We start from the raw sequence: 26,333 nt of genomic DNA on the forward strand, positions 1-26,333 counted from the left end.
CACTCCTGTACCATCGGTTAGCCTTACCTAAATGAGTACCAGTCGGAGGTGCGGTGCGAACAGACCCCGGAGGGATCGCTCTCACGCGACGCCCGCCACACACGGGCCGCGCGCTGGGTCTCCTGGCCGCCGTCGCCGTCCTGGTCCTCCTGTGCCTGCTGAGCATCTGGCTCGGCTCCAAGGAGATTTCGTTCGGCGCCGTCTGGCGGGTGCTGTGGCACGACGACGGCTCGGCGGACGCGGTGATCATCCACAGTGTCCGGATGCCGCGGACGCTGCTCGCCGTCCTCGTCGGCGCCGGGCTCGGGCTCGCCGGCACGGTGATGCAGGCGCTGACCCGCAATCCCCTCGCCGACCCGGGCCTGCTCGGCGTCAGCGCCGGCGCCGCGTTCGCGATCGTGTTCTCGAGCACCGTGCTGGGGATCAGTTCCCGCTACGGCTACATCTGGTTCGCCTTCGCCGGCGCGCTCGCCGCGACGACCGTCGTCTACTACCTGGGCACGCGCGGGCGGGCCGGGTCGAGCCCGGTCAAGCTGGCGCTCGCCGGCGCCGCGGTCACGGCGTTGCTTTCTTCGTTCACCAGCGCGATGGTCCTGTCGGATCCGGTGGCGCTCAACCGCTACCGCTTCTGGTCGGCCGGCTCACTGTCCGGAGTGGACGCGAACGCGGTGCTCCAGGTCCTGCCGTTCCTGGTCATCGGCGTCGTGCTGGCGATCGCGAGCGGCCCGGCTCTCAACAGCCTCGCCCTCGGCGACGACGTGGCGATCGCGCTCGGCCGCAGGCTCGGCCCGCTGCGGCTGCGCGGGGCGCTGGCGATCATGCTGCTGACCGGGGCCGCCGTCGCCGTCGCCGGGCCGATCGTGTTCCTCGGCCTGATCGTCCCGCACGCGGTGCGGTTCGTGCTCGGCCCCGACCACCGCTGGCTGCTGCCCTACACCGCCGTGCTCGCCCCGTGCCTGCTGCTCGCCGCGGACATCCTCGGCCGCGTCATGGCGCGGCCGGGCGAGATCCGCGCGGGCGTGATCGTCGCGTTCGTCGGCGCGCCGTTCTTCATCTACCTGGTCCGCCGCCGCAAGCTCGTGGAGTCCTGAGATGAGCCTGCTGCAGGTCCGGCGCGACCGTGTCACCTTTCGCGTCGGCGCGGTGTCCGGCCGGGTGCGGCCACGATTGCTGCTCGTCTCGGTCGTCCTCGCCGTGCTCGTATTCGCGCTCTTCTGCGTGGGCATGACGATCGGCGACGTCCCGATGACCGTGTCGGACGTGCTGTCCGGGCTCTTCGGCGGCGGCGACAGCGGAAACGCTTACATCGTCCAGGAACTGCGGTTGCCGCGGGCGCTCACCGGGCTGCTGGCCGGGTTCGCGTTCGGCGCGTCCGGCGCGGTGTTCCAGACGATCACCCGCAACCCGCTGGCCGGCCCGGACATGATCGGCATCAACGCCGGCGCGGCGACGGCGGTGGTCGCGGGGATCGCGTTCGGCTTCGGCGGCGGGCTCGGCACCACCACACTCGGCCTCCTCGGTGGCCTCTTCACCGCGCTGCTGGTGTACGCGCTGGCGTGGCGGCGCGGCACCACCGGGTACCGGATCCTGCTGGTGGGCATCGGGATCTTCGCGATGTGCACCAGCCTCACCGACTACCTGCTCAGCAAGGCGCAGATCACCGAGGCGCAGGCGTCGATCGGCTGGCTGGTGGGCAATCTCGCCAACCGCGGCTGGGAGCACGTCGTCCCGTTGTCCTGCGCGCTCGTCGTGCTGTTCCCGCTGGTGCTGGCGCTGGCGCGGTGGATGGGCACGTTGTCGCTCGGTGACGACGTGGCCGCCGGGCTCGGCACGCCGGTGCAGCCGGTCCGGCTCGGCCTGCTGCTGGCCGGCGCCGGGATGGTCGCGTTCGCGACGGCGTCGGCGGGCCCGATCTCGTTCGTCGCGCTGACCGCGCCGCAGGTCGCGCAGCGGCTCGCCCGGCTGTCGACGCCGCCGATCACGGCGTCCGCGCTCACCGGCGCGGTCGTGGTGCTGGGCAGCGACCTCATCGCGCGTTCGCTGACCGCGTCGGCGCTGCCGGTCGGCATCGTGACCGGCGTGCTCGGCGCCCCACTGCTGCTCTGGCTGCTGGCCAGGGCCAACCGATCCGGTTCCGGAGGCTGAGAAGATGACACCGTCCCTGCGCGTGCAGGACCTGCGCGTGGCCTACGACGACCGGGTCGTCATCGACGGTCTCGACCTCGACATCCCCGGGGGGCAGATCACGGCGATCGTCGGGCCGAACGCGTGCGGGAAGTCGACGCTGCTGCGCACGCTGGCCCGGTTGCTCACGCCGAAGTCGGGCGGGGTGTACCTCGACGGCCGGTCGATCCACGATCTGCCGACGCGCCAGGTCGCCCAGCGGCTCGGGATCCTGCCGCAGTCGCCGGTGGCGCCCGAGGGCATGACGGTGGCCGACCTCGTCGGCCGCGGCCGCGCCCCGCACCAGAGCTGGTGGCGCCAATGGTCCACATCGGACGAAGGCGCGGTCGCTTCCGCGTTGGCGGCCACCCAGACGACCGACCTGGCCGACCGCCCGGTGGACGAGCTGTCCGGCGGCCAGCGGCAACGCGCGTGGATCGCGATGGCGGTCGCGCAGGGCACGCCGGTGCTGCTGCTGGACGAGCCCACGACGTACCTGGATCTGGCGCACCAGATCGACGTGCTCGACCTGGTCGTCGACCTCAACCGCGGTGAAGGCCGGACGGTGGTCATGGTGCTGCACGACCTGCCCCAGGCCTGCCGCTACGCCGACCACGTGATCGCGATGAAGTCCGGGCGGATCGTGGCGTCGGGCAAGCCGGTGGAGGTCATCACCGAAGAACTGGTCGACGAGGTCTTCGACGTCCGCTGCCAGGTGACGCCGGATCCGGTGAGCGGCACGCCGATGGTGATCCCGATCAGCCGGCACCACCCGGCGCCGGTCGACTAGCGCTATCCTGGGCTCTCGCCGACTCCGGCACTCCCCTTCCAGAAAGCTGGTTCTTGTGTACGTGCTGCCCGAAAAGACCGCCGGCCCCGAGCGCGAGCTGCTCGAGGCCATGCTCGACCGCAACCGGCTCGCCCTCGTCGAGAACGCGCGCGGCCTGTCGGAAGCCGACGCCCGGCGGCGGCTGGTCTCGTCCCTGACCACGCCGATCAGCCTGGTCAAGCACGCCGCCGTCGCCGAGCGCCGCTGGTTCCAGTGGCTGGTGGCCGGGCTGAGCGAAGCGGAGTGCGACGGCCCGTCGACCCCCGGCGACCCGAGTTTCGCGGTCGCCGACGGCGAGACGGTGGCCGACGTGATCGCCGAATACGAGCGGACGAGCGCGCGCTCCCGCGAGATCGCGGCAGGCTGCTCGCTCGACGACCGGTGGACGCACCCGGTCGTCGGCGAGGTCACCCTGCGGTTCATCTACCTGTTCCTGATCGAGGAGTTCGCCCGCCACACCGGCCACGGCGACATCCTCCGGGAGCAGATCACCGCGCGCTGACCGCGTACTCCGCCACCGGTTCGGCCGCCACCCGGCGGTCCACAACGGACTGCAGGATCTCCCCCACCCGCACCGCGGTGTTCGACAGCAGCGACGACGTGATCCCGTGCGTGTGCTCGGTGCCGCCCTGCAGGTAGATCCCGCCGCGCAGGGGCGGCTCCGTCGTGAGCCGGTAGTCGCGCTCGACGCGGAGGCGGCCTTCGCCGTCGCGCAGGCAGCGTGGGCCCAGCTCGCCGAGCAGCGGCGTCGGGTCCGCGGGCCGGTAGCCGGTCGCGTACACCACCGCGTCGGCCTGGAGCACGGTGCGCTCGCCGCCGGTCAGGGACTCGACCGTCACCGTGCCCGCGTCCGTCACCGCCACCGGCCGCGAGACGTTGAACAGCCGCAGCCGTTCGACGCCGAGCACCTTTTCGCGGTAGACCCGGCGGTACAGCTCGTCGATCAGGTCGAGGTCGACGGCCGAATAGTTCGTCGCGCCGTGGTAACGCATCAGGCGATCCTTGACCGGCTCGCCCGCGCGGTAGAACCGGTCGACCGCCTCCGGGTCGAAGATCCGGTTCGCGAACGCGCTGTCGTCGGCCGGGCTGTAGCCGTAGCGCGCGAACACCGCGCACACCTCCGCGCGCGGGAACTCGTCGTGCAGCAGCGCGGCGACCTCGGCGGCGCTCTGCCCGGCGCCGACCACGACGAACCGCCGCGGATCGGTGCCGCGCAGGGCCTCCACGCGGAACAGCAGCTCGCTGTTGTGCCAGATCCGCTCGCCGGCGGTGACGCCCTCGGGCAGCTGGGGCCGCAAGCCCGTGCCCACCACCAGGTTCCGGGCGCGCAACCACGAACCGTCGGAGGCTTCGACGTCGAAGTAGGCGACTTCCGCACCGGCGTACACCGGCTTCACCGCGACGACCTCGGTGCCGTACGAGACGACGTCGTCGACCTTCGCGGCCGCCCACTCGAAGTAGTCGTGGAACTCGACGCGCAGCGGGAACAGGTTCTTGTGGTTGATGAAGTCGACCAGCCGACCGGCCGCGTGCAGGTAGTTGAGGAAGCTGAACTCGCTGGTCGGGTTCCGCAGGGTGACCAGGTCCTTGAGGAACGAGACCTGCATGGTCGCGGTGTCGATCAGCATCCCGCGGTGCCAGCCGAAGCGCGGCTGCCGCTCGAGGAAGTGCGCGGTCACCGGGCTGTCCTGAGCGGCGTTGCCCGCGTTGTGCTCGGCGAGGGCGATCGCGAGGGCCAGGTTCGACGGTCCGAAGCCCACGCCGACGATGTCGTGGATCGGGACCTCTGCAGCCATGGTGCTCCCTCGCGCGCTCCGATACGGTTCAGGGAACCCTAACCTAACTTAGGTGAGCCTCGCCTAGTACGTTCGGGGTGATGTTCGTCCCCCGATCTTGAAAGGCACCCTCCCATGCGCGTGGCGATGTTCGGCTACCAGACCTGGGGGCACCGGACCCTCCAGGCGCTCATCGACGCCGGCCACGAGGTCGCCCTCGTGGTCACGCACCCGAAGAGCGACCACGCCTACGAGCGGATCTGGGCCGACTCGGTCGCCGACCTCGCCGAGGCGAACGGCATCCGCGTCCTGCTGCGCACCCGCCCGGACGACGCCGAGCTGCTGGCCGAGCTGACGGCGGCGGACCTCGACCTGATCGTCGCGAACAACTGGCGCACGTGGCTGCCGCCGGAGATCTTCGAGCTGCCGCGCCACGGCACCCTGAACATCCACGACTCGCTGCTGCCGTCCTACGCGGGCTTCTCCCCGCTGATCTGGGCGATGATCAACGGCGAGCCGGAGATCGGCGTCACCGCCCACATGATGGACGGCGAGCTCGACGCGGGCGCCATCGTCCTGCAGCGCGCGATCCCGGTCGGCCCGGCCGACACGACGACGGACCTGTTCCACCGCACGGTCGACCTGATCGCCCCGATCACCGCCGACGCGCTCTCGAAGATCGAGACCGGCTATCCGCCGGTGCCGCAGGACCGCGCGAAGGCGAGCTTCTTCCACAAGCGCGCGGCACGCGACAGCCTCATCGACTGGACGTCTTCGCCGGTCGAGATCGAGCGGTTCGTGCGGGCGCTGTCCGACCCGTACCCGAACGCGTTCACCCACCACCGCGGCTCGCGGCTGCGGATCCTGAAGGCGTCGGTGTCCCAGGGGAACTACGGGGGCACGCCGGGCCGGATCTTCATCCGGGAGGGCGACGGCGTGGTGATCGTGGCCGGGCCGGACGCGCGTCGCGGCCGGTCTCCGGGCCTCGTGGTGGAGCAGGTCCGCACGGCCGACGGCACGGACCTCGCCGCGGCCGACTACTTCAAGACCATGGGCGGGTACCTCACCGACCGGCCCTGACCGATGAGCGGGACATCCCTTGGCCGCCGCTCGTCGCGGCGCCAGGATGTCCCGCATGGCCGGGATCCGTTACCTCGCAGACCACCGCACCTGGGTACTCACCGGCGAGTCGAGCACCTACGCCCTGCGGCTCGACGAAGACGACGTCCCGGCCCACGTCTTCTGGGGCCCGAAGCTGCCCCCAGAAGACGTCGCGGAGCTCAGCGGGAAAGCGCTTCCCTGGTGGGACGGCTTCAACGACCCCAACGAAGGTCTCGACGAACTCGCGGCGGACGGCGGCACCAAGTACTGGACCCCCGCCCTTCAACTCCGCTTCGCCGACGGCACCCGCGCCCTCGAATGGCGCTACGCGACCCACGAGATCGACCGGGACCACCTGACGATCCACTTCACCGACCGCCACTACCCGCTCCGCGTCAGCCTCCACTACCGCTGGAAATCCGGCGTCCTCGAACGCTGGACCGAACTGTCCGCCGACACCGACGTCGAGGTCGTCCGCGCCGACTCCGCGTCCTGGGTCCTGCCCGTCCTGGACGACTACCGGCTCAGCCACGTCACCGGCCGCTGGGCCGCCGAGACCCAGCTGCACCGCACCCCCGCGGCCCACGGCGAGACGACGTTCGCGAGCCGGCGCGGGATCACCGGGCACCACGCCAACCCCTGGGTGATGGTCGACGACGGCACAGCGACCGAGCGGCACGGCGAGGTCTACGGTGTCGCCCTCGCTTGGAGCGGTTCCTGGCGGCTCACCGCGACCCGCTCCTCCACCGGCCGGCTGACCGTCAGCGGCGGCTTCGGCCAGGAGGGCGTCGCGCACCGCGTCGGCCCCGGCAAGCCCCTGACCACGCCGGTGATCGCCGGTCTCTACACCGAAGGCGGCTTCGGCGCCGCCAGCCGCGCCTGGCACGCGTACGTCCGCGAGCACGTCCTCCCCCATCCGCAGGAACTCCGTCCGGTGCTCTACAACTCTTGGGAGGCAACGGGATTCGACGTCTCCGAAGAACAGCAGCGCATCCTCGCCGAGCGCGCCGCCGCCCTCGGGGTCGAGCTGTTCGTGATGGACGACGGCTGGTTCGGCGCCCGCACCGGCGACCACGCCGGGCTCGGCGACTGGCACGTCAACCGCCACCGCTTTCCGGACGGCCTCGAGCCCCTCGTCGACGCCGTGCACGGGCTCGGCATGAAATTCGGCATCTGGGTCGAGCCCGAGATGGTCAACCCCGACAGCGACCTTTACCGCGCCCACCCCGACTGGGTGCTGCACCACCCGCACCGGCGCCGGTCGGAGCTGCGCAACCAGCTCGTCCTCAACTTCGCACGGACCGACGTCGCCGAGTGGGCGCACGGCTGGCTCGACCGGCTCGTCGGCGACCACGGCGTCGACTTCCTCAAGTGGGACATGAACCGCCCGTTCAGCGAAGCGGGCTGGCCCGGCGACGCGGACCCGGACCGGCTGTGGGTCGAGCACACGCGAGCCGTGTACGCGCTCATGGACCGGCTCCGGGCAGACCACCCGGGCCTGCGGCTCGAGGCGTGCAGCGGCGGGGGCGGCCGGATCGACCTCGGCGTGCTCGCCCGCGCCGACCAGGTCTGGACGTCCGACAACACCGACGCCCTCGACCGGCTGCGCATCCAGCACGGCTACGGCCAGCTGTACCCGGCCGGCGCGATGTCGGCCTGGGTCACCGACAACCCGAACTTCGTCACCGGCCGCTCGGTGCCGCTGCGGTTCCGGTTCCACGTCGCCATGGCCGGCGTGCTCGGGGTCGGCGGCAACATCGTGGGTTGGCCTGAGGACGACCTCGCGCTCGCCCGCGAGCTGATCGCGCTAGCCAAGGACATCCGGCCCGTCGTGCAGCACGGCGCGCTGTACCGGCTGCGGCCGCCGGTCGACGACGGCGTCACCGCGCTCCAGTACGTCCACGAAGACCGCGCGGTCGTCTTCGCCTATCGGCAGGCCGCGCACTTCAACGCGCCGGAGCGGCCGATGCGGCTCGAAGGCCTCGATCCCGCTGAGCGGTACCTCGATTTGGACGCCGGCACCACGCACAGCGGCGCCGTCCTGCTCGCCCGCGGGCTGGCCCTCGGCCTGCCGACCGGGGACTTCGCGAGCAAAGTCGTCCGGTTGGAGCGAGTTCCCCGCTAGAGATCCGATCTCTCGGGCCGACATCGACGTTTTCTCGCGCACGACTCGCTTGACACCACATCAGACGTCCGATCAAATGCGTCGTACATCACATATGGTGGGTGGCATGCGGGAGGAACGATGAGGCGGTCCCTGGCGCTCGGAGCGGCGATGCTCCTGGCGGTGAGCGGGTGCTCGGTCGGCTCGAACGCCGGTGGCGGCGGCGGTGACCAGGAGATCACCTTCCTGACCTTCGAGACGCCGAACCTCACCCCGGCCTACTGGGACGCGGCCATCAAGCGCGTCACCGACAAGAACCCGGGGATCAAGGTCAAGAAGCTCGTCGCCCCGACGGCCGACGGCCGGACGTCGTACGCGAAGCAGCTCCTGCAGTCCGGCCAGTTCCCGGACGTGATGATCGCCGTCGATTCGGCGGGCTTCGCCGAAGCGGGCAACCTCTACGCCTGGACGCCCGACGAGCTCAAGGACTTCCAGTTCCCCGACGCCAACCCGGTGAAGGGCAAGTACTACCAGCTGCCGGCCAACACGCAGACGATCCCGCCGATCTACTACAACAAGAAGATGTTCGCCGACGCGGGCATCACCACCACGCCGAAGACCTGGGCCGAGCTGGAAGCCGACGCCGGCAAGCTCAAGGACAAGGGCCTCGCGCCGTTCACCATCGGCGGCGGCAAGGACGGCTTCCCGTCCTCGATGATCCTCTCCGGCCTGGTCAGCACCGAGGTCTACGCCACCATCCCGGACTGGCTGACCCAGCGCCGTCAGGACAAGGTCAAGTTCACCGACCCCGCGTTCCAGAACGCGTTCTCGAAGCTCGCCGACCTGGCCGCGAAGGGGTACGTGGACAAGACGAGCGTGTCGCGCGACTACGCGGCGACCGAGCAGGCCTTCCTCGACGGCAAGAGCGCGATGTACCCGATGGGCAACTGGTTCGCCGCCAACGCCGACACGAAGAAGCACGACTTCGAGGTGGGCGTGTTCAACTTCCCCACCGAGGACGGCAAGCTCGTCGTCCCGGCCTACACCGGCGGCGGCATGATCGTGAACGCCAAGGCGGCCAACCTCGACGCGGCCAAGAAGTTCGCCCTCGGCTTCCAGCTCGACAAGGACCAGCTCGACGCGTCGGTCAAGGCCGACGGCCTCTTCCCGGCCATCAAGGGCTACACCCCGCCCGCGGACGTCGGCCCGACGTTCAAGGCCGGCTACGACCTCTACACCCAGGCCGTGCAGCAGAACGCCGTGGTGCACGCCTTCCGCTGGGAGACCGCCGACGACGGCCTGCTGCCGGGCATGAAGGACAAGGTCGACCAGGCCGCCCAGGACGTCATCACCGGCCGCAAGTCGGTGGCCGACGCGTGCGCGTTCCTGGACACCGAGTGGGCGAAGGCGGGCTGACCGACTTGGCCGCCGTCATCAGCCCGCCCGCTCCCCCGAAGGCGCGCCGGACGTCCCACCGCGGCAGGCGGCGCAAGCCGATCCTGCCGCGGGTGGGGCACTTCGCGTCGTTCGGCGCGCCGGGCGTGCTCGTCTACCTGTGTTTCGTGATGGCCCCGATCCTGATCAGCTTCGGCTACAGCCTCACGAACTACAACCCGTTCAACCCGCCGGTGAAGTTCGTCGGCCTCGACAACTACCGGCTGCTCTTCACCGACGAACAGTTTCTCACGGCATTGAAGGTCACCACGATCCTGACGCTGATCGTGGTGATCGTGCCGAACGTGCTGGGCCTGGGCGTGGCGTTGCTGCTGGACCGGAAAGGCTGGCTGTACAACGCTTTGCGCAGCGTGTTCTTCACGCCGGTGATCCTCAGCTCGGTGGTCGTCTCGATCGTCTGGTCCCGGCTGCTCGACGACCAGGGTCCGCTCAACACCCTGTTGCGGTCCCTGGGGATCGAGCACCCTCCAGGCTGGCTGTCCGATCCGGATATCGCGCTCTACTCGGTCGCGTCGATCGTGAGCTGGCAGATGCTGGGGTTCTGCGTCGTCGTCTACCTCGCCGGACTGCAGGGCGTTCCGACGGAACTGCTGGAGGCCGCCGAGATCGACGGCGCCGGCCCGCTGCGGCGGTTCCGCGCGGTGACGTGGCCGCTGCTCGCGCCGTCGCTGACGATCAACACGGTCGTGCTGCTGATCTCGGCGTTCAAGACCTACGACTACGTCAAGGTGATCACCAACGGCGGCCCGGGTTCCGGGGCCACCGCGACGATCGCGTTCGACGTCCTGCAGACCGGGTTCGACTCGAACCACGTCGGCTACGCGTCCGCGATGGCCGTGCTGATGCTGGTGATCGTCGCGGTCGTGACGACCGTCGTGCTGAACTTCCTGCGCCGCCGGGAGGTGGACCTGTGACGCGGTCCTGGCTGCGGCCCACGGTCGCGCTCGTCGTCAGCGCGGTGTTCTTCGTGCCGCTGTATTTGGTGCTGGCGAACGTCGTGAAGCGCGGCGACCTGATCGCCGCGCAACCGGCCGCGCTGCCGCTGCCGCCGACCCTGGCCAACATCCACGCGGTGCTGACCCGGCCGGACGGGCTGTTCTGGGTCAGCCTGACCAACAGCGTCGTGGTCACCGTGCTGTCGATCCTGGTGCTGACCGTGCTGTCGGCGATGCTCGGCCACTACCTGGCGCGCTCGGGCAAGCGCTGGACCAAGGTGCTGACGCTCGTGCTGCTGGCCGGGCTGATGATCCCGCCTCAGGTCATCCTCATCCCGATCACCGACGTCCTGCGCGTCACGCACCTGATGGCGACGCTGCAGGGGCTGGTCCTGTTCAACGTCGGGTACTACGTGCCGTTCGGGGTGTTCATGTTCACCGGGTTCATCCGCGGGGTCCCGGTGGAGCTGGAGGAGGCGGCGCTCCTCGACGGCGCGAGCCGCATGCAGGTGTTCTGGCGCGTGGTGTTCCCGCTCCTGCGCCCGGCGACGGCCTCGGTGCTGATCTTCCTCGGCGTCTGGATCTGGAACGACTTCATCGACCCGCTGATCATCCTCGGCCCCAGCCAGGGCACGACGATCACGACCGGCATCTACCGTTCGATCGGCCAGTACCAGGCCGACCTCGGGAGCGTGTTCGCGCTGATGTTCCTGGCGACGCTGCCGGTGCTGATCTTCTACGTGGCATTGCAGAAGCAGTTCGTGAAGGGCCTGACCGGCGGGGCGACAAAGGGTTGAGCGGCGCTCTCGCGTGAGAGCGCTGCTCACACGCTGCGCGCAGCGGCGCTCACAACCGAGAGCACCGCTCTCTCCAGGGTCCGAGCCGTATCAACGAGATCACCGCTCACACGGAGCGGTGAGCAGCCGCGAAGAAGCAGGTCCCGTTGGCCATAGGTTGCGGGATCACCACGTTGCCGTCAGGGGGAACCACCAACGGCAGGTGATCTGCCAAGAGAACGTGTTCCAGATCTGCCGTGCGAACCCGATCATGGCGATGCGACCGAGGTCCGGTAAGGCCGACGAGTCTTGCAGCTGGCCTGCAGCCAGGTTGACCGGGGGTTGTACGCTTGCTACGTGGTGGTCTGTCGGGTGTTGGGGCCGACGGAGGTCGAAGCCGGCGGCGCTGGCGTGGATCTTGGGGGGCCGCTGCCCCGGCGGCTGTTCACCGCGCTGGTGATGGCCGAGGGGGAACCGGTTTCCGACGGGCGGCTGGCTGAAGCCGTGTGGGGTCCAGACCCGCCGTCTCGGGCGGCGGCCGCGCTGCAGGTATATGTTTCCCGGCTCCGCGCGGCGCTTGGTAGCGGCGGGCGAGATCTGTTGGAGCGCACCGGATCGGGCTACCGGTTGCGAGTGCCGCCGGGGGCCGTCGACGCGGATCGCTTCGTGCAGCAGGTCGAGCGGGGGCGGCGGTTGCTCGCCGAGGACAACGCCGCACCGGCGCTGCACGCGTTCACCGAGGCGTTGACCTGGTGGCATGGTGAGCCGTATGCGGATCTGCTGGCTGGTCCCGATGTGCTGGCCGCCCGCAGCCGGCTGGCCGAGCTGCGCGAGGTGGCGATCGAGGAGCGGCTGGCCGCGCGACTGTCAACAGGGGACGCACCGGGTGCGGTGGCCGAGTTGGACGCGGCGGTGCAGGCCGCGCCGTACCGCGAGCGACGGTGGGCGCTGCTCATCCTCGGGCTGTACCGCTGTGGCCGGCAGGGCGACACGCTCGCCGCGCTGCGTCGCGTGCGTGCGCTGCTCGCCGACGAGCTCGGCGTCGACCCCGGGCCGGAGCTGCAGCGGCTGGAGCGGCTCGTGCTGGCCCAGGACCTTCGGCTGCTGCTGCCCGAAACGCCCTCGACAGCCCCGCCCGCACCGGCCGGCGGCCTGGCCGCGGCGCGTTGCTTCGGGCGGCCGCTGTCCTCCTTCCTCGGCCGCGACCGTGAGCTGACCACCGTGGCCCGGCTGCTGGCCGAGCAGCGGCTGGTCACCCTTGTGGGCCCGGCCGGGGTGGGTAAGACCCGGCTGGCCGTCGAGTACGCCACCACCCTGCCCGACGCCGACGGTCCGTGGCTGGTCCGGTTGGCCGACGTCGGCCAACCCGAGGTGATCGTCCACGCGATCGCCAACGCCGTCGGCCTGGCGCAGGTGGCCGATGAGCCTCGGCATGCCCTGCGCGATGCGCTCGCCGGTCGGGTCGGGCTGCTCGTGCTGGACAACTGCGAGCACCTCGTCGACGCCACCGCCGAGCTCACCATCGAGCTCCTCGCCGCCTGCCCCATGCTGCGGGTCCTGGCCACGAGCCGGGAACCGCTGGGTATCGACGGCGAGGCCACCGTCACGGTGCACCCGCTACCGCTGCGATCCGGCGACGGCGCGGACGGCTCGGCGATGACGCTGCTGCTGGACCGGATCAGGGCGGTTCGTCCCGGCTGGACACCCTCGGATGAGGAACGAGCACAGGTTCGGCAGGTATGCGCGGCGTTGGACGGCCTGCCCTTGGCCATCGAACTGGCCGCCGCCCGCGCGCGGCTGCTCGGGCTCGGGGAGATCGCCGAGCACCTGCACGACCGGTTCGCCCTGCTCGGACCGGTCGCCCGCGGCTCGCTGGCCCCGCACGCCACGCTGCAGGCGGCGATCGCCTGGAGCGTCGAGTTGCTCTCCGACGACGACCGGGGCCTGCTGCTTCGGCTCTGGCCGTTCGAGGGCGGATTCCCGCTGGAGGCGGCCGAAGCGGTTCGCCCAGTGGGCTCGGCCGGCACCTCGGCGTTGGAGTCGTTGTCGTCGTTGGTCACCCGGTCGGTGGTCAGCGCGGACACCACCGTGGCACCCACCCGCTACCGGCTGCTGGAGACCATTCGGGCCTACTGCCAGGCCATCGACCCCGATCCGGGCGACACCCGGAAGGCGCACGCGACCTGGGTGCGCGACCTGGCCGCCCAGTGCGCAGCGGACGTCCGCGGACAACGACACGGCGGTCGGGCCTTGCGAATCCTCGACCGGGAGCTACCGAACCTGCGCGCGGGCATCGCGCACGACTTGGCCCACCAGCCGGAACACGCCCTGCGCACCGTCGGCCTGCTCGACTGGTTCTGGCTGCGGGGCGGCCACTCGGCCGAGGGCCGCCGGCTCATCGACGCCGCCCTACGCGCCGCACCCCACGCATCACACGCCAACCGCGCCCGCGCCTACCTGGCCCGCGTAATCAGCGCGGCCCTCTTCGCCGACGAGGCCGAGGTGCGGCGGATGTTCGAGGAAGCCCGTGTCGCGATCGGCGAGCCGACCGACGACGAACACCGTGCGCTGTACGCAAGCCTGCAGTACTACTGCGCCATGTTCTGGCAGACCACCGGCCAAGTCCAGGCCTCACACGACGCTGCCGACGAGGCTGCCACCCTCGGCACCCAACTGGGGCTGGACTGGATCCGTATCGCCGGGCTCAGGACCCGCAACGCTGCGCTCATCCATCTTGGACACGTCGCCGCCGGCGAAGCCGGACTCATCGACACCATCATGCAGGCCCAGCAAACCGGACAGCTCTGGTCAGCCGGCTGGTCGGAGCTCGCACTCGCCCTGTCCTACCTCAACCGCGCAACCGCGCATGCCGACCCGAGCAGCCGTGCGGCCCGCGGCATCGACGCGCTGTGCCGCGCACTGGCACGGTTTCGCCACCAAGAGGACAGCGTCTTCACTCTCGCCGTGCTCTATACCGGCGTCCATGCCCTGGTCCTCGCGGGGCGCCCGCACGACGCGGGACAGCTGCGCGCCGCCGTACACCACCACGCCATCCGGCTGGGCTTTCGACCCGACCTGTTGCGGCGCTTCAGCTCTCCCGACAGCGACCACATGGTCGACACCGCACTCAGCCCTGACGACCGCGACACCGCTGCCGCCGAAGGGGCCGACCTGAGCTGGCTCGACATGATCAACCTGCTCACGTCAGCGCGAACAGCCATCGGCTGAGCACATCCACCACACGGCTCACGGCATCCACAACGCGGCCATTCGTCGGGCAGGCGGGTCGCCGCCCGTGCGGTGGGGCAGGGCGGGCGCCATGGCCCGCAAGGCCGTCTTCGAGGCGTTGACCCAACGGTTGGACACCGTGCCGGCCCCCGATGCAGGCTGCGTGTTTCAGGCGCGTGGCCGACGTTGATCGCTGTCAGGTCACGTTTCGGGAAGACCTACGCGGCGGCTGTGGTGAGCAGCGCGGCGATGGCGGGGTGGCGGCGCAGGCGGCCCAGGCAGCGTTGCCGGGTTGGTCCGATGGCGCCGACGGGTATACGAAGCGTCATGCTGATCCGCGTGTAGGGGGTGGGCGGGTCGCAGAAGAGCATCGACAGCAGGTGCCGATCCCGGTCCGGCAGCGTCGCGATGGCGTGCTGCAGTGCGGTTCGCCGCTCCAGCTGCAGAAACCGTGCGTCGGGCTGCGGTTGGGTGTCGGCGACGTCCCATTCGTCGTGGCAGGTCTGACGAGTGTAGTGGCGCAGCAGGGCGAGGCATTCCCGCTGGGTGGTGACGGACAGCCAGCCGGGCAGTGCGGCGGGCGTGCGCAGGTCGGCCAGGTGGGTCACCAGTCGCAGCCAGACCACGCCGGCCACGTCGTCGGTATCCGCGGCGGCCAAGCCGTAGCGGCGGCACACCGACCGCACCAGCGGGGTGTAGCGCCGCACAATCTCCTGCCAACTGGATGGGTTGCCGCGCACCGCATCGTGCACCAGAGGCGCCACGAGATCGTCGTTGTTCGACATGGTGTCTCCATCGATGAGGATTCGGCCGTTTTCCGACCGGAATCGGTGCCCGCCTTTCTAAGCGGTCCAGCCTGCAGGCCGCCTGCAATACACATGCAGGAGCGGCGCGCGGTGGAGTCGCTGCCCGCCAACGCCCGGGTTCCTGCCCCACGACGAGTTGTTGCCGAAGGCCGACGTCTACGTCACCACCGGCGGTGCACCCCGGCAACGACACCAGAAACGTCCTCTTCTGCCGCTGACCGCGCGCAACGAGCACAGCTGGTCAGGGAGAGCGCGTATGGCGCGCTCGCGCTGCGTTGCGCCGGGCGTGCTCTTGCCCAGCATGAGGTCATGGAGCCCCTCAGACCTGGACGAAACGGTGTTACGACTGGCGGCTACGGCGTACCTGGGTCGTTATACGGGCGTCTCGCGGACGCACTCGGAGTCGGACCTGCGAATCTTCTTCACCTGGTGCCACGAACGCGAGCTCGCCCCACTGGCAGCGCGTCGGCCGCAGATCGAACTGTACGCGCTGGATGCAGGAGGTGCGAAGGTGCAAGCCCTCTACGGTGTCCGCAGGATGTCAGTGGTCACCGGCTTCTACCGGCACCTGCGTCATCGACACCGTGCTCGAGCACTCGCCGGCGGAGTACGTCCGGCGCCCGATGGTGCCCAACGAGTCACCAACCCTTGGTCTGTCGCACCTTCAGTTCGAGGCCCTGCTGAGCGCGGCGCGGGAATCGGTCAGCCCGTTCGACTTCGCACTGGTGGCGATGCTCGGGCTACTCGGCCTCCGCGTGTTCGAGGCCTGCGGCGCGAACATCAGCGACATCGGTGAGGAACACGGACACCGGGTACTGCGCGTGGTCGGCAAGGGCAGCAAGGTCGTGCCGGTGCCCTTGCCGCCGGCGGTCGGACGGGCAATCGGCCGAGCCGTTGGCGACCGCAATCACGGCCCGGTCCTGCTCAACCGACGAAGCGTACGCATGGACCGGCACTGCGCCACCCGGCGGCTCCGCCGGCTGGCCGAAACGTCAGTCGTGCGGCTACCTCGGATGCACCCCCACATGCTCCGCCACACTTCGTCACCACCATGCTCGACGCCGGCGTCGACCTCCGCGACGTCCAGATCGCAGCCCGCCACGCCGACCCACGCACAACCATGCGCTACGACCGCGCCCGCAAGAACCTCGACCGACACCCCAACTACATCCTCGCCGCGTACATGGCATCCGCAACCTGACACCCAACGCACTGTCTTGCCGAAACGAGACTTGTGGCGATGATCGGCAGGTCATACCCGATAGGGATAGATTTTGATCTTCTCCGGCCCGAGGTGGATCTCGACCTATGCGCCTGCCATCCCTTGCGGCAGGGCGTCAACATGACCGAGGTCGATCACCGCGTCAGCCAACTCCAGGTGCGCGAACGGCTGCGCCTCCGCAATCCCGGTGAGGCCGAGCCGTCCCCGGCAGCAGACTCCGCGTCCATCCTGGTACAGGCGTGGTTCCTCGACTGCGGCCGGCAAGCAGGTGAATCCCCACCGGAACTCTTCGTCCAGTTCCCACTCGACGTGGTACTCGCCCGCGGCCGCCTCCCAGCTCCCACCCCAACAGACCGGCACGGTCCCGAACGAGGTCCGCAGCGTGACTAGCGCGGCATCGCCGGGATTCGGGGAGCTTCGCTCTACCTCAACCAGCACTGGATCATCGTTCCGGATGCTACGCGCCCTGCCAAGTGCGCGCTCATGCCGAAGAGCGTTGCGACACGAGGTCGCACGTGGTGAGTGAGCTCTGTTGATTGGAGGTTCGGTCTAGTGCCGGAGACGTAGCTCCTGGTCAGTGTTCGTGACCGGTCCCCGCCTTGACGTGCGTGGCCAGTGATGGCTGGGTGCGAAGCTCAGGGAAAAGCCCAAGGGTTCCCGCTCCGTCCGGGGACCACAGGTCAGGGGAAGGCCGGAAGGGTGAACGTCAGTGAACCCTCGCTGATGCCTCGTTACGGCAAACTCCCGGGTCGGGTTGTTGTGCCGGGAGAGAGAAGAGGCCAGCCGCTGAGAGTCGGCAGACGACGGCCGAGGACGCTTCTACGGCCGTGGGAACACCGTCGCCTCCGGGGTACAGAGGGCACCCGACCCGGTCGCATCTCACACGCGCGGAACGTGGAAACCCCGTCCAGGTCCGCGACACCTCCGTGGTGTCGCGGTAAGCCGACCGCAAGGAAAGCCCAATCCCTGGGCGGGAACAGGACGCCCAAGAAGCGAACGCCGGCGGCCGAAAGGCAGCAGGAAAACGGAAGCGATATGACCGGTCCTCCACCGGTTGGTCTCCGCATAACTGGCCGGATACCGGGCCTGGTGCCCGGCTGCGAAAGCAGGCTGACATGTGGCGGGTGAGCCCGTGAAAACGAAGCACCGAACCCACCGGAACCGAAGGGCAAGTTAGACACCCATGGAGGTGAACGGACCCGAGGACGACATCCTCAACTGGGACGTCATTGACTGGCGGCACCACGAGGACAACGTACGGCGGTTACGGGGCAGGATCTTCACGGCGACGAAGGACGGGGACTGGCCCAAGGTCAGGAACCTGCAGAAGATGATGCTGCGAAGCTGGTCGAACACGCTGGTGAGCGTACGGCAGGTCGCGCAGCGCAACGCTGGCCGCAACACCGCGGGGATCGACGGGCAGGTCGCGCTGACCTCCCCGGTCAGGGCGGAGCTTGCGGTGCGGACGCATCGCACGGCCCGGTCCTGGAAACCCCGCGCGGTGAAGCGGGTGTTCATACCGAAAGCCAATGGGAAACAGCGGCCACTCGGAATTCCCGTGCTCGCCGACCGCGTCCACCAGGCGCGGCACCGCAACGCGTTGGAGCCCGAGTGGGAGGCCCGGTTCGAGCCTAGATCGTATGGGTTCCGGCCAGGCCGCAGCTGTCAGGACGCGATCTCGGTAATCCACGTGATGGCCTGCGGCAAGACCGCGAAACGCCTGTGGGTGCTGGACGCGGACCTCAGCGCCGCGTTCGACAGAATCGACCACGACCGGCTGCTTGCCGCGATCGGATCGTTTCCCGGTAAGGGAATGATCCGTGACTGGTTGCGGGCAGGCGTGTTCGAACCGGGCAAGGGATTCACCCCGACCGAGGAGGGAACCCCGCAAGGCGGGGTGATCAGTCCGCTGCTGTTGAACGTTGCGTTGCATGGGCTGGAGGAAGCGGCCGGAGTCCGCCAGGAACGCAGTGACACACGGCGAACCAAGCGAGGCTCTCCCGCGCTGGTCAGGTATGCCGACGACATGGTGGTGCTCTGCCATTCCAGGCAGGAGGCCGAGCAGGTCAAGGCGAAGCTCGCCCTTTGGCTGGCGCCCAGAGGTCTGTCCTTCAACGAGGACAAGACGAGGATCGTCCACCTCGACGACGGATTCGACTTTCTGGGATTCACCGCCCGCCGCTATCAGGGCAAGCTGATCATCAAACCCAGCAAAGCCGCTATCGCACGAGTCACCCAACGCCTTGCCGCGGAAATGCGTGCCCTGCGCGGCGCGAACGCGGCGATGGTCCTCGTCACGATCAACCCGATCACGCGAGGCTGGGCGAACTACTACCGCGGGGTGGCATCGTCGAGGGTCTTCGCGGCCCTGGACACCTACCTGTGGCGGCTCACTTACAAGTGGGCCTGCCACTGCCATCCCGACAAACCGAAGTCCTGGGTCATCACCCGGTACTTCGGCCGGTATCACAAAGCCAGGCAGGACCGCTGGGTGTTCGGCGACCGCGACAGCGGCGCCTACCTGCCCAAGTTCGCCTGGACCAAGATCGTCCGGCACCGGTTGGTCCGCAGCGAGGCGTCTCCGGACGACCCCGCACACGCCGACTACTGGGCCGACCGGCGACGCAAGCGCGCACCTCCGCTCGATCGCAGCGCCCTTTTCCTGCTACGCAAGCAGAAAGGACGTTGCCCGACATGCGGGGACCTGCTCCTGCACGCCGACCGTGAGCCACAAAGCCCCCGTGAATGGGAACAGTGGCACCGCACCACCCGCAAGGCGATCACCAGACAGCACATCATCGCCCATGGGACACGCGGCACGCCGGACGACACCCGACTCGTTCACTCCCACTGCCAGCGCCGGGCAACCGGCGCCGACAGGGAACCAGCAACTCTGTATTCCTGAAGCGCCCCAAGGGGCTTGCTTGAGCCGTGTGCATCGACGAGATGCACGCACGGTTCTGAGGGGGGCGGGGCGCAGCAATGCGTCCCGCCTACCCGGCGACACTTCCGCGCTGCTGTCGGTCGCTCCACGACTGGCAACGTGGTGGCCCCGCAACTCGCGGACATGATCAGCAGCGTTCGGCTCCAAGAGCACTGCTCACTCGCAACAGTGGACGCACACGTTCGCAAGAGCACCTGGCCGTGGCATCGTGATTTGGCCCCGGTTCGTGAGCGGGCCCCACCGATCGGGCGAATTCCTGCTCGTGGTGTGCGAGTCGGTGAGTCGAGGTGAGGGTCCTGGGTGGACAGTGCCAGTGAGGGGCCGTCCGCGTGGGAGCCGGGATGGTGTCCAGGGTGGAGTTGTTCGCACTGATCCGGCGGGATGCCCGCGTGGAGGGGCTCTCGGTCCGGGCGCTGGCTGAGCGGCACGGGGTGCATCGCCGCACGGTGCGCCAGGCGCTCGGCTCGGCGGTCCCGCCGCCGCGGAAGACCCCAGTCCGGTCGTCACCGGTGACGGATCCGTTGCGTGAGGCGATGGACGAGATGCTGCGGACCGATCTCGATGCGCCGCGCAAGCAGCGGCATACCGCGCACCGGATCTGGGAACGGCTGCTCGACGAGCACGACGCGACGATCGCCTACCGCACGGTGTCGAAGTATGTCGCGAAGCGACGTCCGGAGATCGCGCTGGAAGCGCGCAGCCGCGCGGGCGTGGTTGCCGGTTTCGTTCCCCAGACGCACCTTCCGGGGCAGGACGCCGAGGTCGACTTCGCCGAGGTCTGGGTCAACGTCGGTGGCGTCGACACCAAGTGCTTCCTGTTCACACTGCGCATGTCGTTCTCTGGCAAGGCAATCCACCGCGTCTACTCGTCGCAGGGTCAGGAGGCGTTCTTCGCCGGTCACATCGCCGCTTTCACTGAACTCGGCGGTATTCCAGCCGGAGAGATCCGATACGACAACCTGTCCTCGGCGGTCCGACGGGTCTGCTTCGGACGGTCCCGGGTCGAGACCGATCGCTGGGTGCTGTTCAAGTCCGCCTACGGGATCACGACCTTCTATTGCATGCCGGGCAAAGAAGGTGCTCACGAGAAGGGTGGGGTCGAGGGCGAAGGCGGCCGCTTCCGGCGCCGCTGGTTCGTCCCGGTCCCGAAGATCGCTGACATCTCCGGCCTGGCCGGGATCAACGACAAACTCGCCGCAGCGGATCGGGCCGAGGACGCCCGCCACATCGACCAGCGGACCGCCACGATCGGGCATGACTTCGCGCTCGAGGCGCCGCTGCTGGCGGCGTTGCCGACCGACGAGTTCGACATCGCGCTGACTACGACACCGCGAGTCGATCGCTACGCCAGAATCACCGTCCGCCAGGCGCTCTACTCGGTTCCAGCCCGGTTGATCGGGCAGACGGTCCGCGCGAAGCTCGACGCGGAAGAGCTGGTGGTGCTACACGGCTCCACCGAGGTCGCCCGGCACCCGCGGCTGACCACGAAAGGCGGTCAGCACTTGATGCTCGACCACTACCTGGAGGTCCTGGCCGGCAAACCCGGCGCGCTGCGCGGAGCGACCGCGCTGGTCCACGCGCGGCAGAAGGGCTGGTTCACCGCCACCCACGACGCGTTCTGGGCCGCTGCGCGGTCCAAGCACGGTGACCAGGCCGGGACCCGGTTGCTGATCGAGGTTCTGCTGCTGCACCGGCGGATGAGCCATGCGCATGTGATCGCCGGGATCCGCGTCACGCTGGAGGCCGGGTCGGTCTCACCGGACGTGGTCGCGATCGAGGCCCGCAAACACGCCGCCGCAGCCGGCGACACGGTGACGGTCGAGCCGCCGCGCCCGCGGCGCAGCCGCAGCAAGGTCGTCTCGCTGCCCGAGCGGCGCCGTGACACCGAGCTGCCGCAGGACTCCCGGCCGGCGCCGTCGGTCGCCGCCTACGACCAGCTGCTGCGCAACACTCCGAGGAAGGGAACTGCGTCATGACCCGCACCACCACCCGCGGCCGGGACCAGATCACCGAGGAAGCCGCCGATGCCGCGATCGAGCAGGCCTGCCGGATCCTGCGGCTGCCCACGATCCGCGACCGGTTCGGTGACCAGGCTGCTGCCGCGGCCCGTCAGCAGGCCACTTACAAAAGCTTCCTGTCAGAGCTGCTGTTCATCGAGTGCGAGGACCGCGAGGTCCGCCGCAAGGCCCGGCTGGTCAAGCAGGCCGGGTTCCCGCGCACCAAACGTATCGAGGACTTCGACTTCGCCGCGAATCCGAACGTCCCTCCCGCACTGGTCCACACCCTGGCCAAGGGCGCCTGGATCCGCGCCGGGCAGCCGGTCTGCCTGATCGGGGACTCCGGCACCGGCAAGAGCCACCTGCTGATCGGGCTGGGCACCGCCGCGGCCGAGGCCGGGTTCAAGGTCCGCTATGTCACCGCCGCCGCTCTGGTCAACGAGCTCGTCGAGGCCGCCGACGACAAGCACCTGTCGAAGACGATCGCCCGCTACGGCCGCGTCGACCTGCTCTGCCTGGATGAGCTCGGCTATCTCGAGCTGGACCGGCGCGGCGCGGAGCTGCTGTTCCAGGTGTTCACCGAGCGTGAGGAACGCTCAAGCATCGCCATCGCGAGCAACTCCGCCTTCAGCGAGTGGGCGCGCACCTTCACCGACCCGCGGCTCTGCGCCGCGATCGTGGATCGCTTGACCTTCGACGCGTCGATCATCGAAACCGGCATCGAATCCTTCCGGCTGCGCACCACCAAACGCCGACGCACCAACCGCGCCAGCTGACAACATCTGCCTGATCTTCGACCAGCCATATGCCATGCCCACGGCCCGGCATACGAGATCGTCGACGGCGCCCGTGTCATCGTGGTCGCTCGATATCAGGTGCGACACGGGGTGTGATCACGATGCACGAACTGCCCGAGCAGGTCCGGCGCTGGGTGAGCGACGCGGTGGGAGGCGGCGCCCACGTGGCCACAGCCACCGGCCTGCGCCAAGGAGCCAATCCTTGGTCTTTGACGTTCGAACCGGCTGGTCGGGTCGAGGCGGCCGTGCTGCGACTCGGGGACCCCGCTGATCCCGACCATCGCGAGCGGTTCGCCACCGAAGTCGCGGCACTGCAGGTCGCCGGCAACCACCAACTGCCCGCGGCCAGGCTGATCGCCACCGATCTCGACGGTTCCGCAGCAGGCGCCCTCGCAGTGCTGACCACCGTCCTGCCCGGACACAGCCGGATCCCATCGGTCGCCTCCACCGAGCGGCTCCAAGGCTTAGGGGCCACAGCCGCCGCTCTGCAGGCAGTTCCGTTGACGCCCCGAGCTGCACTTCCGCTGCGGACCCGCTCGATCGCCGACGTCGACTTCGCGGCCCAACGCCGCGAAAAGGGCACCACCGCGCTGCTGACGGCCGCCGAAGAACGCCTCGAACAGTTGCCCCCGCCGGGCGGCCCGACAGTCTTCGTGCATGGCGACCTGTGGTTCGGCAACACCCTCTGGTCCGGTGACCGCTGCACCGGCCTGGTCGATTGGGACTGCGCCGGCGCCGGATCGCCGGGAATCGACCTCAGCGGTGTACGCTTCGACGCTGCCCTGATGTTCGGGCTACCCGCCGCCGAGCAGGTCCTGGAGGGCTGGCAGCGCACAGCCGGCCGACGAGCCGAGCGGCTCGCCTACTGGGACGTCGTCGCGGCATTAGGCACCCTGGCCGACATGGCGTTCTGCGTTCCGGCGCTCCACGACCAGGGCAGACCAGACCTCGACGCGGACCTTCTCGGACAACGGCGGGACGCATTTCTCAGCGCCGCACTGAGCCGACTCGACGTCGACGATCAGTAGCCAGCTCGTCACTGGCGAGTGCAGGTCGACCAGCAGAAACGCGCGAATGAGGTGGGGCCAAATCAGAGGGCCGACCCCGTCTCGACCACAGGAGGTGGGGCCACAACAAGATGCCGACCGATCCTGCAACCCAGCTTCCGGGGCCAGATCAGAGTGCTTGGACCGGGGCCGATTCGACTTGCCGAAATCAAGCACCGCCCACCCGCGAGGCGGACAGCGCACGACTCGAGAGCACCGCTCTCTCCAGACCTGAGCCACGTTCCGAAACGAGAGCACCGCTCACCCAGAGCAGCGACCAGTATTCCGGTTCGAGAGCACCGCTCACACGACCGCAGACAGCACGCAACCGCGAGAGCGCCGCTCACGCACGGCGGCGAGCATTGCTCAGGTTCGAGAGCACTGCTCACCAGCACTTCCAGCGCAGCGCTCTCACCCGAGAGCACCGCTCACCAGCACCAGAGCCGACACACGCCGGGGGTCACAGCTCGCGGACCTTGCCACCGTCGACCTCCAGCCGGCGGGTGACGTGGACGGCGTCGAGCATCCGGCGGTCGTGCGTCACCAGCAGCAACGTCCCCGGGTACCTGTCCAGCGCCGCCTCGAGCTGCTCGATCGCCGGGAGGTCCAGGTGGTTGGTCGGCTCGTCCAGCACCAGCAGGTTCACCCCGCGGGCCTGCAGCAGCGCCAACGCCGCACGCGTCCGTTCGCCCGGTGAGAGCGTCGCGGCGGACCGCAGCACGTGGGCGGCCTTCAGCCCGAACTTGGCCAGCAGCGTCCGGACGTCGGCGTCGGGCAGCTCCGGCACCTCCTGCGCGAACGCGGAAGCGAGCGGGACGTCACCGAGGAACAGCTGCCGGGCCTGGTCGACCTCGCCGACCACGACACCCGGGCCCAGCGCGGAAGAACCCACGTCCAGCGGCACCCGGCCGAGGAGCGCGGCGAGCAGCGTCGACTTCCCGGAGCCGTTCGCGCCGGTGATCGCGACCTTGTCCGCCCAGTCGACCTGCAGGTCGACCGGCCCGAGCGTGAACTCGCCGCGGCGGACGACCGCGCCGCGCAGGGTGGCGACCACCGCGCCCGCCCGCGGGGCCGCGGCGATCTCCATCCGCAGCTCCCACTCCTTGCGCGGCTCCTCGACGACGTCCAGCCGCTCGATCATCCGGTCGGTCTGCCGGGCCTTCGACGCCTGCTTCTCGGTCGCCTCGGTGCGGAATTTGCGGGCGGCCTTGTCGTTGTCGGGCTGCTTCCGGCGGGCGTTCTTGACGCCCTTCTCCATCCACGCCCGCTGCATCCGCCCGCGCGCTTCGAGCGAAGCCTTCGTGTCGGCGTACTCCTCGTACTCCTCGCGCGCGTGCCGGCGCGCGACCTCGCGTTCCTCGAGGTACGCCTCGTAGCCGCCGCCGTAGACGTTCACCTGCTGCTGCACCAGGTCCAGCTCGACGACGCGGTCGACGGTCCGGGCCAGGAACTCGCGGTCGTGGCTGACCAGGACGGTCGCCGAGCGCAGCCCGGACACGAACCGCTCCAGCCGGGCCAGGCCGTCCAGGTCGAGGTCGTTGGTCGGCTCGTCGAGCAGGAAGACGTCGTAGCGGCTCAGCAAGAGCGACGCGAGCCCGGCGCGGGCCGCCTGCCCGCCCGACAGCGACGTCATCGGCTGGTCCAGGTCGACGGCGAGCCCGAGGTCGGCCGCGACTTCGGCGGACCGCTCGTCGAGGTCGGCGCCGCCCAGGTCGAGCCACCGGTCGAGCGCCACCGCGTAGCGGTCGTCCGCGCCGGCTTCCTCCGCGGTGAGCGCTTCGGTCGCCGCGTCGAGGTCCGCCTGCGCCGCCGCCACGCCGGTGCGGCGAGCCAGGAACGCGCGCACCGACTCGCCTTCGCGCCGCTCGGGTTCCTGGGGCAGGTGCCCGACGGTCGCCGTCGGCGGGTTCAGCCGGATCTCGCCGTCGTCCGGTTTGGCCAGGCCGGCCAGCGTCCGCAGGAGCGTCGACTTGCCGGCGCCGTTGACGCCGACCAGGCCGACGACGTCGCCGGGCGCGACCACGAGATCGAGGCCGGAGAAGAGGATGCGATCGCCGTGGCCCGCGGCCAGGTCCTTCGCGACGAGGGTTGCGCTCATGAGGTGGCCAAGTCTACGGGCACGTGCTGAACTGTCAGATCAAGGTCAAAGCCACCGACTGTGTGTGTCCGGTGGCGCTTTGATCACTCAGTGTGGGTAACCTGTTCGGTTGTCGATACCCCCGCGCAGTGAGGTGAAGCAGCATGGGCGAATCCGGTCCCCCGGTCACTCTCGGCCGCAGGCCGAAACCGAGGGAAGGCCGCCCCGCCGCGCCCCGGCCCACGGTGAGCCGTCGCCGGGAGGTCAGCCACGCGAGCGCGCGGTCGCTGTTGATGACCGTGCTCGGCGAGTACTCGCTGCCGCGGGACCAGCCGGTCTGGACGTCGATGCTGGTCGAGGTGCTCGGCATCCTCGACATCGAGGAGAAGTCGGCGCGGCAGGCGCTGGCCCGCTCGGCCGCCGAGGGCTGGGTGGTCTCCGAGCGCGTCGGGCGCCGGGTGCGCTGGTCACTGACCCCGCCGGGCCGCCGGCTCCTCACCGAGGGCGCCGACCGGATCTACGCGTTCGGCCGCGAAGAGCGGCCCTGGAACGGGCAGTGGCTGATGCTCATCGTCTCCGTCCCGGAGGCCAAGCGCGACCTGCGGCACCGCCTGCGCACGCGGCTGACCTGGGCGGGCTTCGGCTCGCCCGTCGCCGGCGTGTGGGTCAGCCCGGACCTCAGCCGGCAGCGGGAGGCCCAGCAGATCGTCAGCGAACTCGGTCTGGACGCCCAGGCGATGTCCTTCGCCGCCACCTACGGCGAGGTCGGCGAGCAGGACACCATGGTCGCCCGCTCCTGGGACCTGACCGAGCTCAAGGACCGCTACGAGGACTTCATCGACCGGTTCACCGGCCTGCACCCCACCGGCGGCCGCGCGGTGCTGCGCGCGCAGACCGAGCTGGTGCACGAGTGGCGGCGGTTCCCGTTCCTCGACCCGCAGCTGCCCGCCGAGCTCCTGCCGGCGAAGTGGAGCGGGACGAAGGCGGCGGAACTGTTCCATCACAAACACGTCGACTGGCGCCCCGAGGCCCAGCAGTATTGGGACGACATCGTCGCCGCCGAAGAAGCAGGGTGAAC

20 protein-coding genes and 1 pseudogene are annotated in these 26,333 nt (G+C 69.6%); 17 read left to right on the forward strand and 4 right to left on the reverse strand.

What is annotated here, in order from left to right:
• Nucleotides 1-53: 53 nt before the first annotated feature.
• Genes OG738_RS35985 through OG738_RS36000 form a run of 4 tightly spaced genes read left to right on the forward strand, consistent with a single transcriptional unit; the run spans nucleotide 54 to nucleotide 3,494 of the window.
• Nucleotides 54-1,091, forward strand: coding sequence for a FecCD family ABC transporter permease (locus OG738_RS35985; RefSeq protein WP_329047678.1), 1,038 nt, complete (start codon nucleotides 54-56; stop codon nucleotides 1,089-1,091).
• A gap of 1 nt (nucleotide 1,092) precedes the next feature.
• A complete protein-coding gene (locus tag OG738_RS35990; protein ID WP_329047680.1) occupies nucleotides 1,093-2,145 on the forward strand; it encodes a FecCD family ABC transporter permease in 1,053 nt (350 codons plus the stop codon).
• Nucleotides 2,146-2,149: 4 nt separating this feature from the next.
• Nucleotides 2,150-2,953 carry an ABC transporter ATP-binding protein gene (locus OG738_RS35995; RefSeq protein WP_329047681.1) on the forward strand — a complete coding sequence of 268 codons (804 nt, stop codon included), beginning with the start codon at nucleotides 2,150-2,152 and terminating at the stop codon, nucleotides 2,951-2,953.
• Nucleotides 2,954-3,008: 55 nt separating this feature from the next.
• A complete protein-coding gene (locus OG738_RS36000; RefSeq protein ID WP_329047682.1) occupies nucleotides 3,009-3,494 on the forward strand; it encodes a DinB family protein in 486 nt (161 codons plus the stop codon).
• On the opposite strand, the gene OG738_RS36005 is transcribed toward OG738_RS36000, so the two are convergent.
• Nucleotides 3,481-4,788, reverse strand: coding sequence for a lysine N(6)-hydroxylase/L-ornithine N(5)-oxygenase family protein (locus tag OG738_RS36005; protein ID WP_329047684.1), 1,308 nt, complete (start codon nucleotides 4,786-4,788; stop codon nucleotides 3,481-3,483). The genes OG738_RS36000 and OG738_RS36005 overlap by 14 nt on opposite strands.
• A 114-nt stretch (nucleotides 4,789-4,902) precedes the next feature.
• On the opposite strand from OG738_RS36005, the gene OG738_RS36010 reads away from it, so the two are divergent.
• From OG738_RS36010 to OG738_RS36035, 6 genes are all read left to right on the forward strand, one after another.
• On the forward strand, nucleotides 4,903-5,847 hold the full coding sequence (locus tag OG738_RS36010; RefSeq protein WP_329047686.1) for a methionyl-tRNA formyltransferase: 945 nt from the start codon (nucleotides 4,903-4,905) through the stop codon (nucleotides 5,845-5,847).
• A 55-nt stretch (nucleotides 5,848-5,902) separates the two neighbouring features.
• The gene (locus OG738_RS36015; RefSeq protein ID WP_329047688.1) at nucleotides 5,903-7,993 is read left to right on the forward strand and encodes an alpha-galactosidase; all 2,091 of its coding nucleotides are present in this window, start codon (nucleotides 5,903-5,905) and stop codon (nucleotides 7,991-7,993) included.
• 120 nt (nucleotides 7,994-8,113) lie between these two features.
• Nucleotides 8,114-9,388: an extracellular solute-binding protein gene (locus OG738_RS36020; RefSeq protein WP_329047689.1), complete on the forward strand. Its 1,275-nt coding sequence runs from the start codon at nucleotides 8,114-8,116 to the stop codon at nucleotides 9,386-9,388.
• Complete coding sequence (locus tag OG738_RS36025) at nucleotides 9,370-10,341, forward strand: carbohydrate ABC transporter permease (protein ID WP_329047691.1); 972 nt, start codon at nucleotides 9,370-9,372, stop codon at nucleotides 10,339-10,341. Before OG738_RS36020 ends, OG738_RS36025 begins: the two co-directional genes overlap by 19 nt.
• Entirely contained in the window at nucleotides 10,338-11,159 is an 822-nt protein-coding gene (locus OG738_RS36030) for a carbohydrate ABC transporter permease (RefSeq protein ID WP_329047692.1), read from the forward strand. Before OG738_RS36025 ends, OG738_RS36030 begins: the two co-directional genes overlap by 4 nt.
• Before the next feature lie 336 nt (nucleotides 11,160-11,495).
• Complete coding sequence (locus tag OG738_RS36035) at nucleotides 11,496-14,366, forward strand: BTAD domain-containing putative transcriptional regulator (RefSeq protein ID WP_329047694.1); 2,871 nt, start codon at nucleotides 11,496-11,498, stop codon at nucleotides 14,364-14,366.
• A 218-nt stretch (nucleotides 14,367-14,584) separates the two neighbouring features.
• Here the strand turns inward: OG738_RS36035 and OG738_RS36040 are convergent, their stop codons facing one another.
• Nucleotides 14,585-15,151 (reverse strand): RNA polymerase sigma factor, encoded by a 567-nt coding sequence (locus OG738_RS36040; protein ID WP_329047696.1) that lies wholly within the window; start codon nucleotides 15,149-15,151, stop codon nucleotides 14,585-14,587.
• Between the two features lie 644 nt (nucleotides 15,152-15,795).
• Between OG738_RS36040 and OG738_RS44800 the strand changes: the two are divergent.
• Together OG738_RS44800 and OG738_RS36050 are read left to right on the forward strand one after the other, a co-directional pair.
• Nucleotides 15,796-16,155: pseudogene (locus OG738_RS44800) on the forward strand (tyrosine-type recombinase/integrase); the annotation flags it as partial.
• A 68-nt stretch (nucleotides 16,156-16,223) separates the two neighbouring features.
• The gene (locus OG738_RS36050; RefSeq protein WP_329047698.1) at nucleotides 16,224-16,373 is read left to right on the forward strand and encodes a hypothetical protein; all 150 of its coding nucleotides are present in this window, start codon (nucleotides 16,224-16,226) and stop codon (nucleotides 16,371-16,373) included.
• Nucleotides 16,374-16,478: 105 nt separating this feature from the next.
• On the opposite strand, the gene OG738_RS36055 is transcribed toward OG738_RS36050, so the two are convergent.
• On the reverse strand, nucleotides 16,479-16,832 hold the full coding sequence (locus OG738_RS36055) for a hypothetical protein (RefSeq protein WP_329047699.1): 354 nt from the start codon (nucleotides 16,830-16,832) through the stop codon (nucleotides 16,479-16,481).
• Nucleotides 16,833-17,577: 745 nt separating this feature from the next.
• Here OG738_RS36055 and ltrA point away from each other — a divergent pair.
• The 4 genes from ltrA (at nucleotide 17,578) to OG738_RS36075 (ending at nucleotide 23,160) form a co-directional block, all read left to right on the forward strand.
• The gene (gene ltrA, locus OG738_RS36060) at nucleotides 17,578-19,299 is read left to right on the forward strand and encodes a group II intron reverse transcriptase/maturase (RefSeq protein WP_329047700.1); all 1,722 of its coding nucleotides are present in this window, start codon (nucleotides 17,578-17,580) and stop codon (nucleotides 19,297-19,299) included.
• A gap of 380 nt (nucleotides 19,300-19,679) precedes the next feature.
• A complete protein-coding gene (istA, locus tag OG738_RS36065; RefSeq protein ID WP_329056943.1) occupies nucleotides 19,680-21,314 on the forward strand; it encodes an IS21 family transposase in 1,635 nt (544 codons plus the stop codon).
• Complete coding sequence (gene istB / locus OG738_RS36070) at nucleotides 21,311-22,111, forward strand: IS21-like element helper ATPase IstB (protein WP_329047701.1); 801 nt, start codon at nucleotides 21,311-21,313, stop codon at nucleotides 22,109-22,111. Before istA ends, istB begins: the two co-directional genes overlap by 4 nt.
• 122 nt (nucleotides 22,112-22,233) lie before the next feature.
• Nucleotides 22,234-23,160 (forward strand): phosphotransferase family protein, encoded by a 927-nt coding sequence (locus OG738_RS36075; RefSeq protein ID WP_329047703.1) that lies wholly within the window; start codon nucleotides 22,234-22,236, stop codon nucleotides 23,158-23,160.
• A 478-nt stretch (nucleotides 23,161-23,638) separates the two neighbouring features.
• On the opposite strand, the gene OG738_RS36080 is transcribed toward OG738_RS36075, so the two are convergent.
• Nucleotides 23,639-25,276, reverse strand: a complete 1,638-nt coding sequence (locus OG738_RS36080; protein ID WP_329047705.1) for an ABC-F family ATP-binding cassette domain-containing protein — start codon at nucleotides 25,274-25,276, stop codon at nucleotides 23,639-23,641.
• A gap of 143 nt (nucleotides 25,277-25,419) precedes the next feature.
• On the opposite strand from OG738_RS36080, the gene OG738_RS36085 reads away from it, so the two are divergent.
• Nucleotides 25,420-26,331, forward strand: a complete 912-nt coding sequence (locus OG738_RS36085; protein ID WP_442875833.1) for a PaaX family transcriptional regulator — start codon at nucleotides 25,420-25,422, stop codon at nucleotides 26,329-26,331.
• Nucleotides 26,332-26,333 lie beyond the last annotated feature (2 nt).

Origin of the sequence: Amycolatopsis sp. NBC_01488 (assembly GCF_036227105.1) — a bacterium.
In the GTDB taxonomy this organism is placed as follows: Bacteria; Actinomycetota; Actinomycetes; order Mycobacteriales; family Pseudonocardiaceae; genus Amycolatopsis.

Excerpts from the sequence above, each read along its gene's own strand:
- OG738_RS36020 (WP_329047689.1), top strand. The coding sequence starts at position 8,114 with ATGAGGCGGTCCCTGGCGCTCGGAGCGGCGATGCTCCTGGCGGTGAGC.
- OG738_RS36040 (WP_329047696.1), bottom strand. The coding sequence starts at position 15,151 with ATGTCGAACAACGACGATCTCGTGGCGCCTCTGGTGCACGATGCGGTG.
- OG738_RS35990 (WP_329047680.1), top strand. The coding sequence starts at position 1,093 with ATGAGCCTGCTGCAGGTCCGGCGCGACCGTGTCACCTTTCGCGTCGGC.
- OG738_RS36015 (WP_329047688.1), top strand. The coding sequence starts at position 5,903 with ATGGCCGGGATCCGTTACCTCGCAGACCACCGCACCTGGGTACTCACC.
- istA (WP_329056943.1), top strand. The coding sequence starts at position 19,680 with ATGGTGTCCAGGGTGGAGTTGTTCGCACTGATCCGGCGGGATGCCCGC.
- OG738_RS36050 (WP_329047698.1), top strand. The coding sequence starts at position 16,224 with ATGCTCGACGCCGGCGTCGACCTCCGCGACGTCCAGATCGCAGCCCGC.
- ltrA (WP_329047700.1), top strand. The coding sequence starts at position 17,578 with ATGGAGGTGAACGGACCCGAGGACGACATCCTCAACTGGGACGTCATT.
- OG738_RS36005 (WP_329047684.1), bottom strand. The coding sequence starts at position 4,788 with ATGGCTGCAGAGGTCCCGATCCACGACATCGTCGGCGTGGGCTTCGGA.
- OG738_RS36080 (WP_329047705.1), bottom strand. The coding sequence starts at position 25,276 with ATGAGCGCAACCCTCGTCGCGAAGGACCTGGCCGCGGGCCACGGCGAT.
- istB (WP_329047701.1), top strand. The coding sequence starts at position 21,311 with ATGACCCGCACCACCACCCGCGGCCGGGACCAGATCACCGAGGAAGCC.
- OG738_RS36075 (WP_329047703.1), top strand. The coding sequence starts at position 22,234 with ATGCACGAACTGCCCGAGCAGGTCCGGCGCTGGGTGAGCGACGCGGTG.
- OG738_RS36085 (WP_442875833.1), top strand. The coding sequence starts at position 25,420 with ATGGGCGAATCCGGTCCCCCGGTCACTCTCGGCCGCAGGCCGAAACCG.
- OG738_RS35995 (WP_329047681.1), top strand. The coding sequence starts at position 2,150 with ATGACACCGTCCCTGCGCGTGCAGGACCTGCGCGTGGCCTACGACGAC.
- OG738_RS36010 (WP_329047686.1), top strand. The coding sequence starts at position 4,903 with ATGCGCGTGGCGATGTTCGGCTACCAGACCTGGGGGCACCGGACCCTC.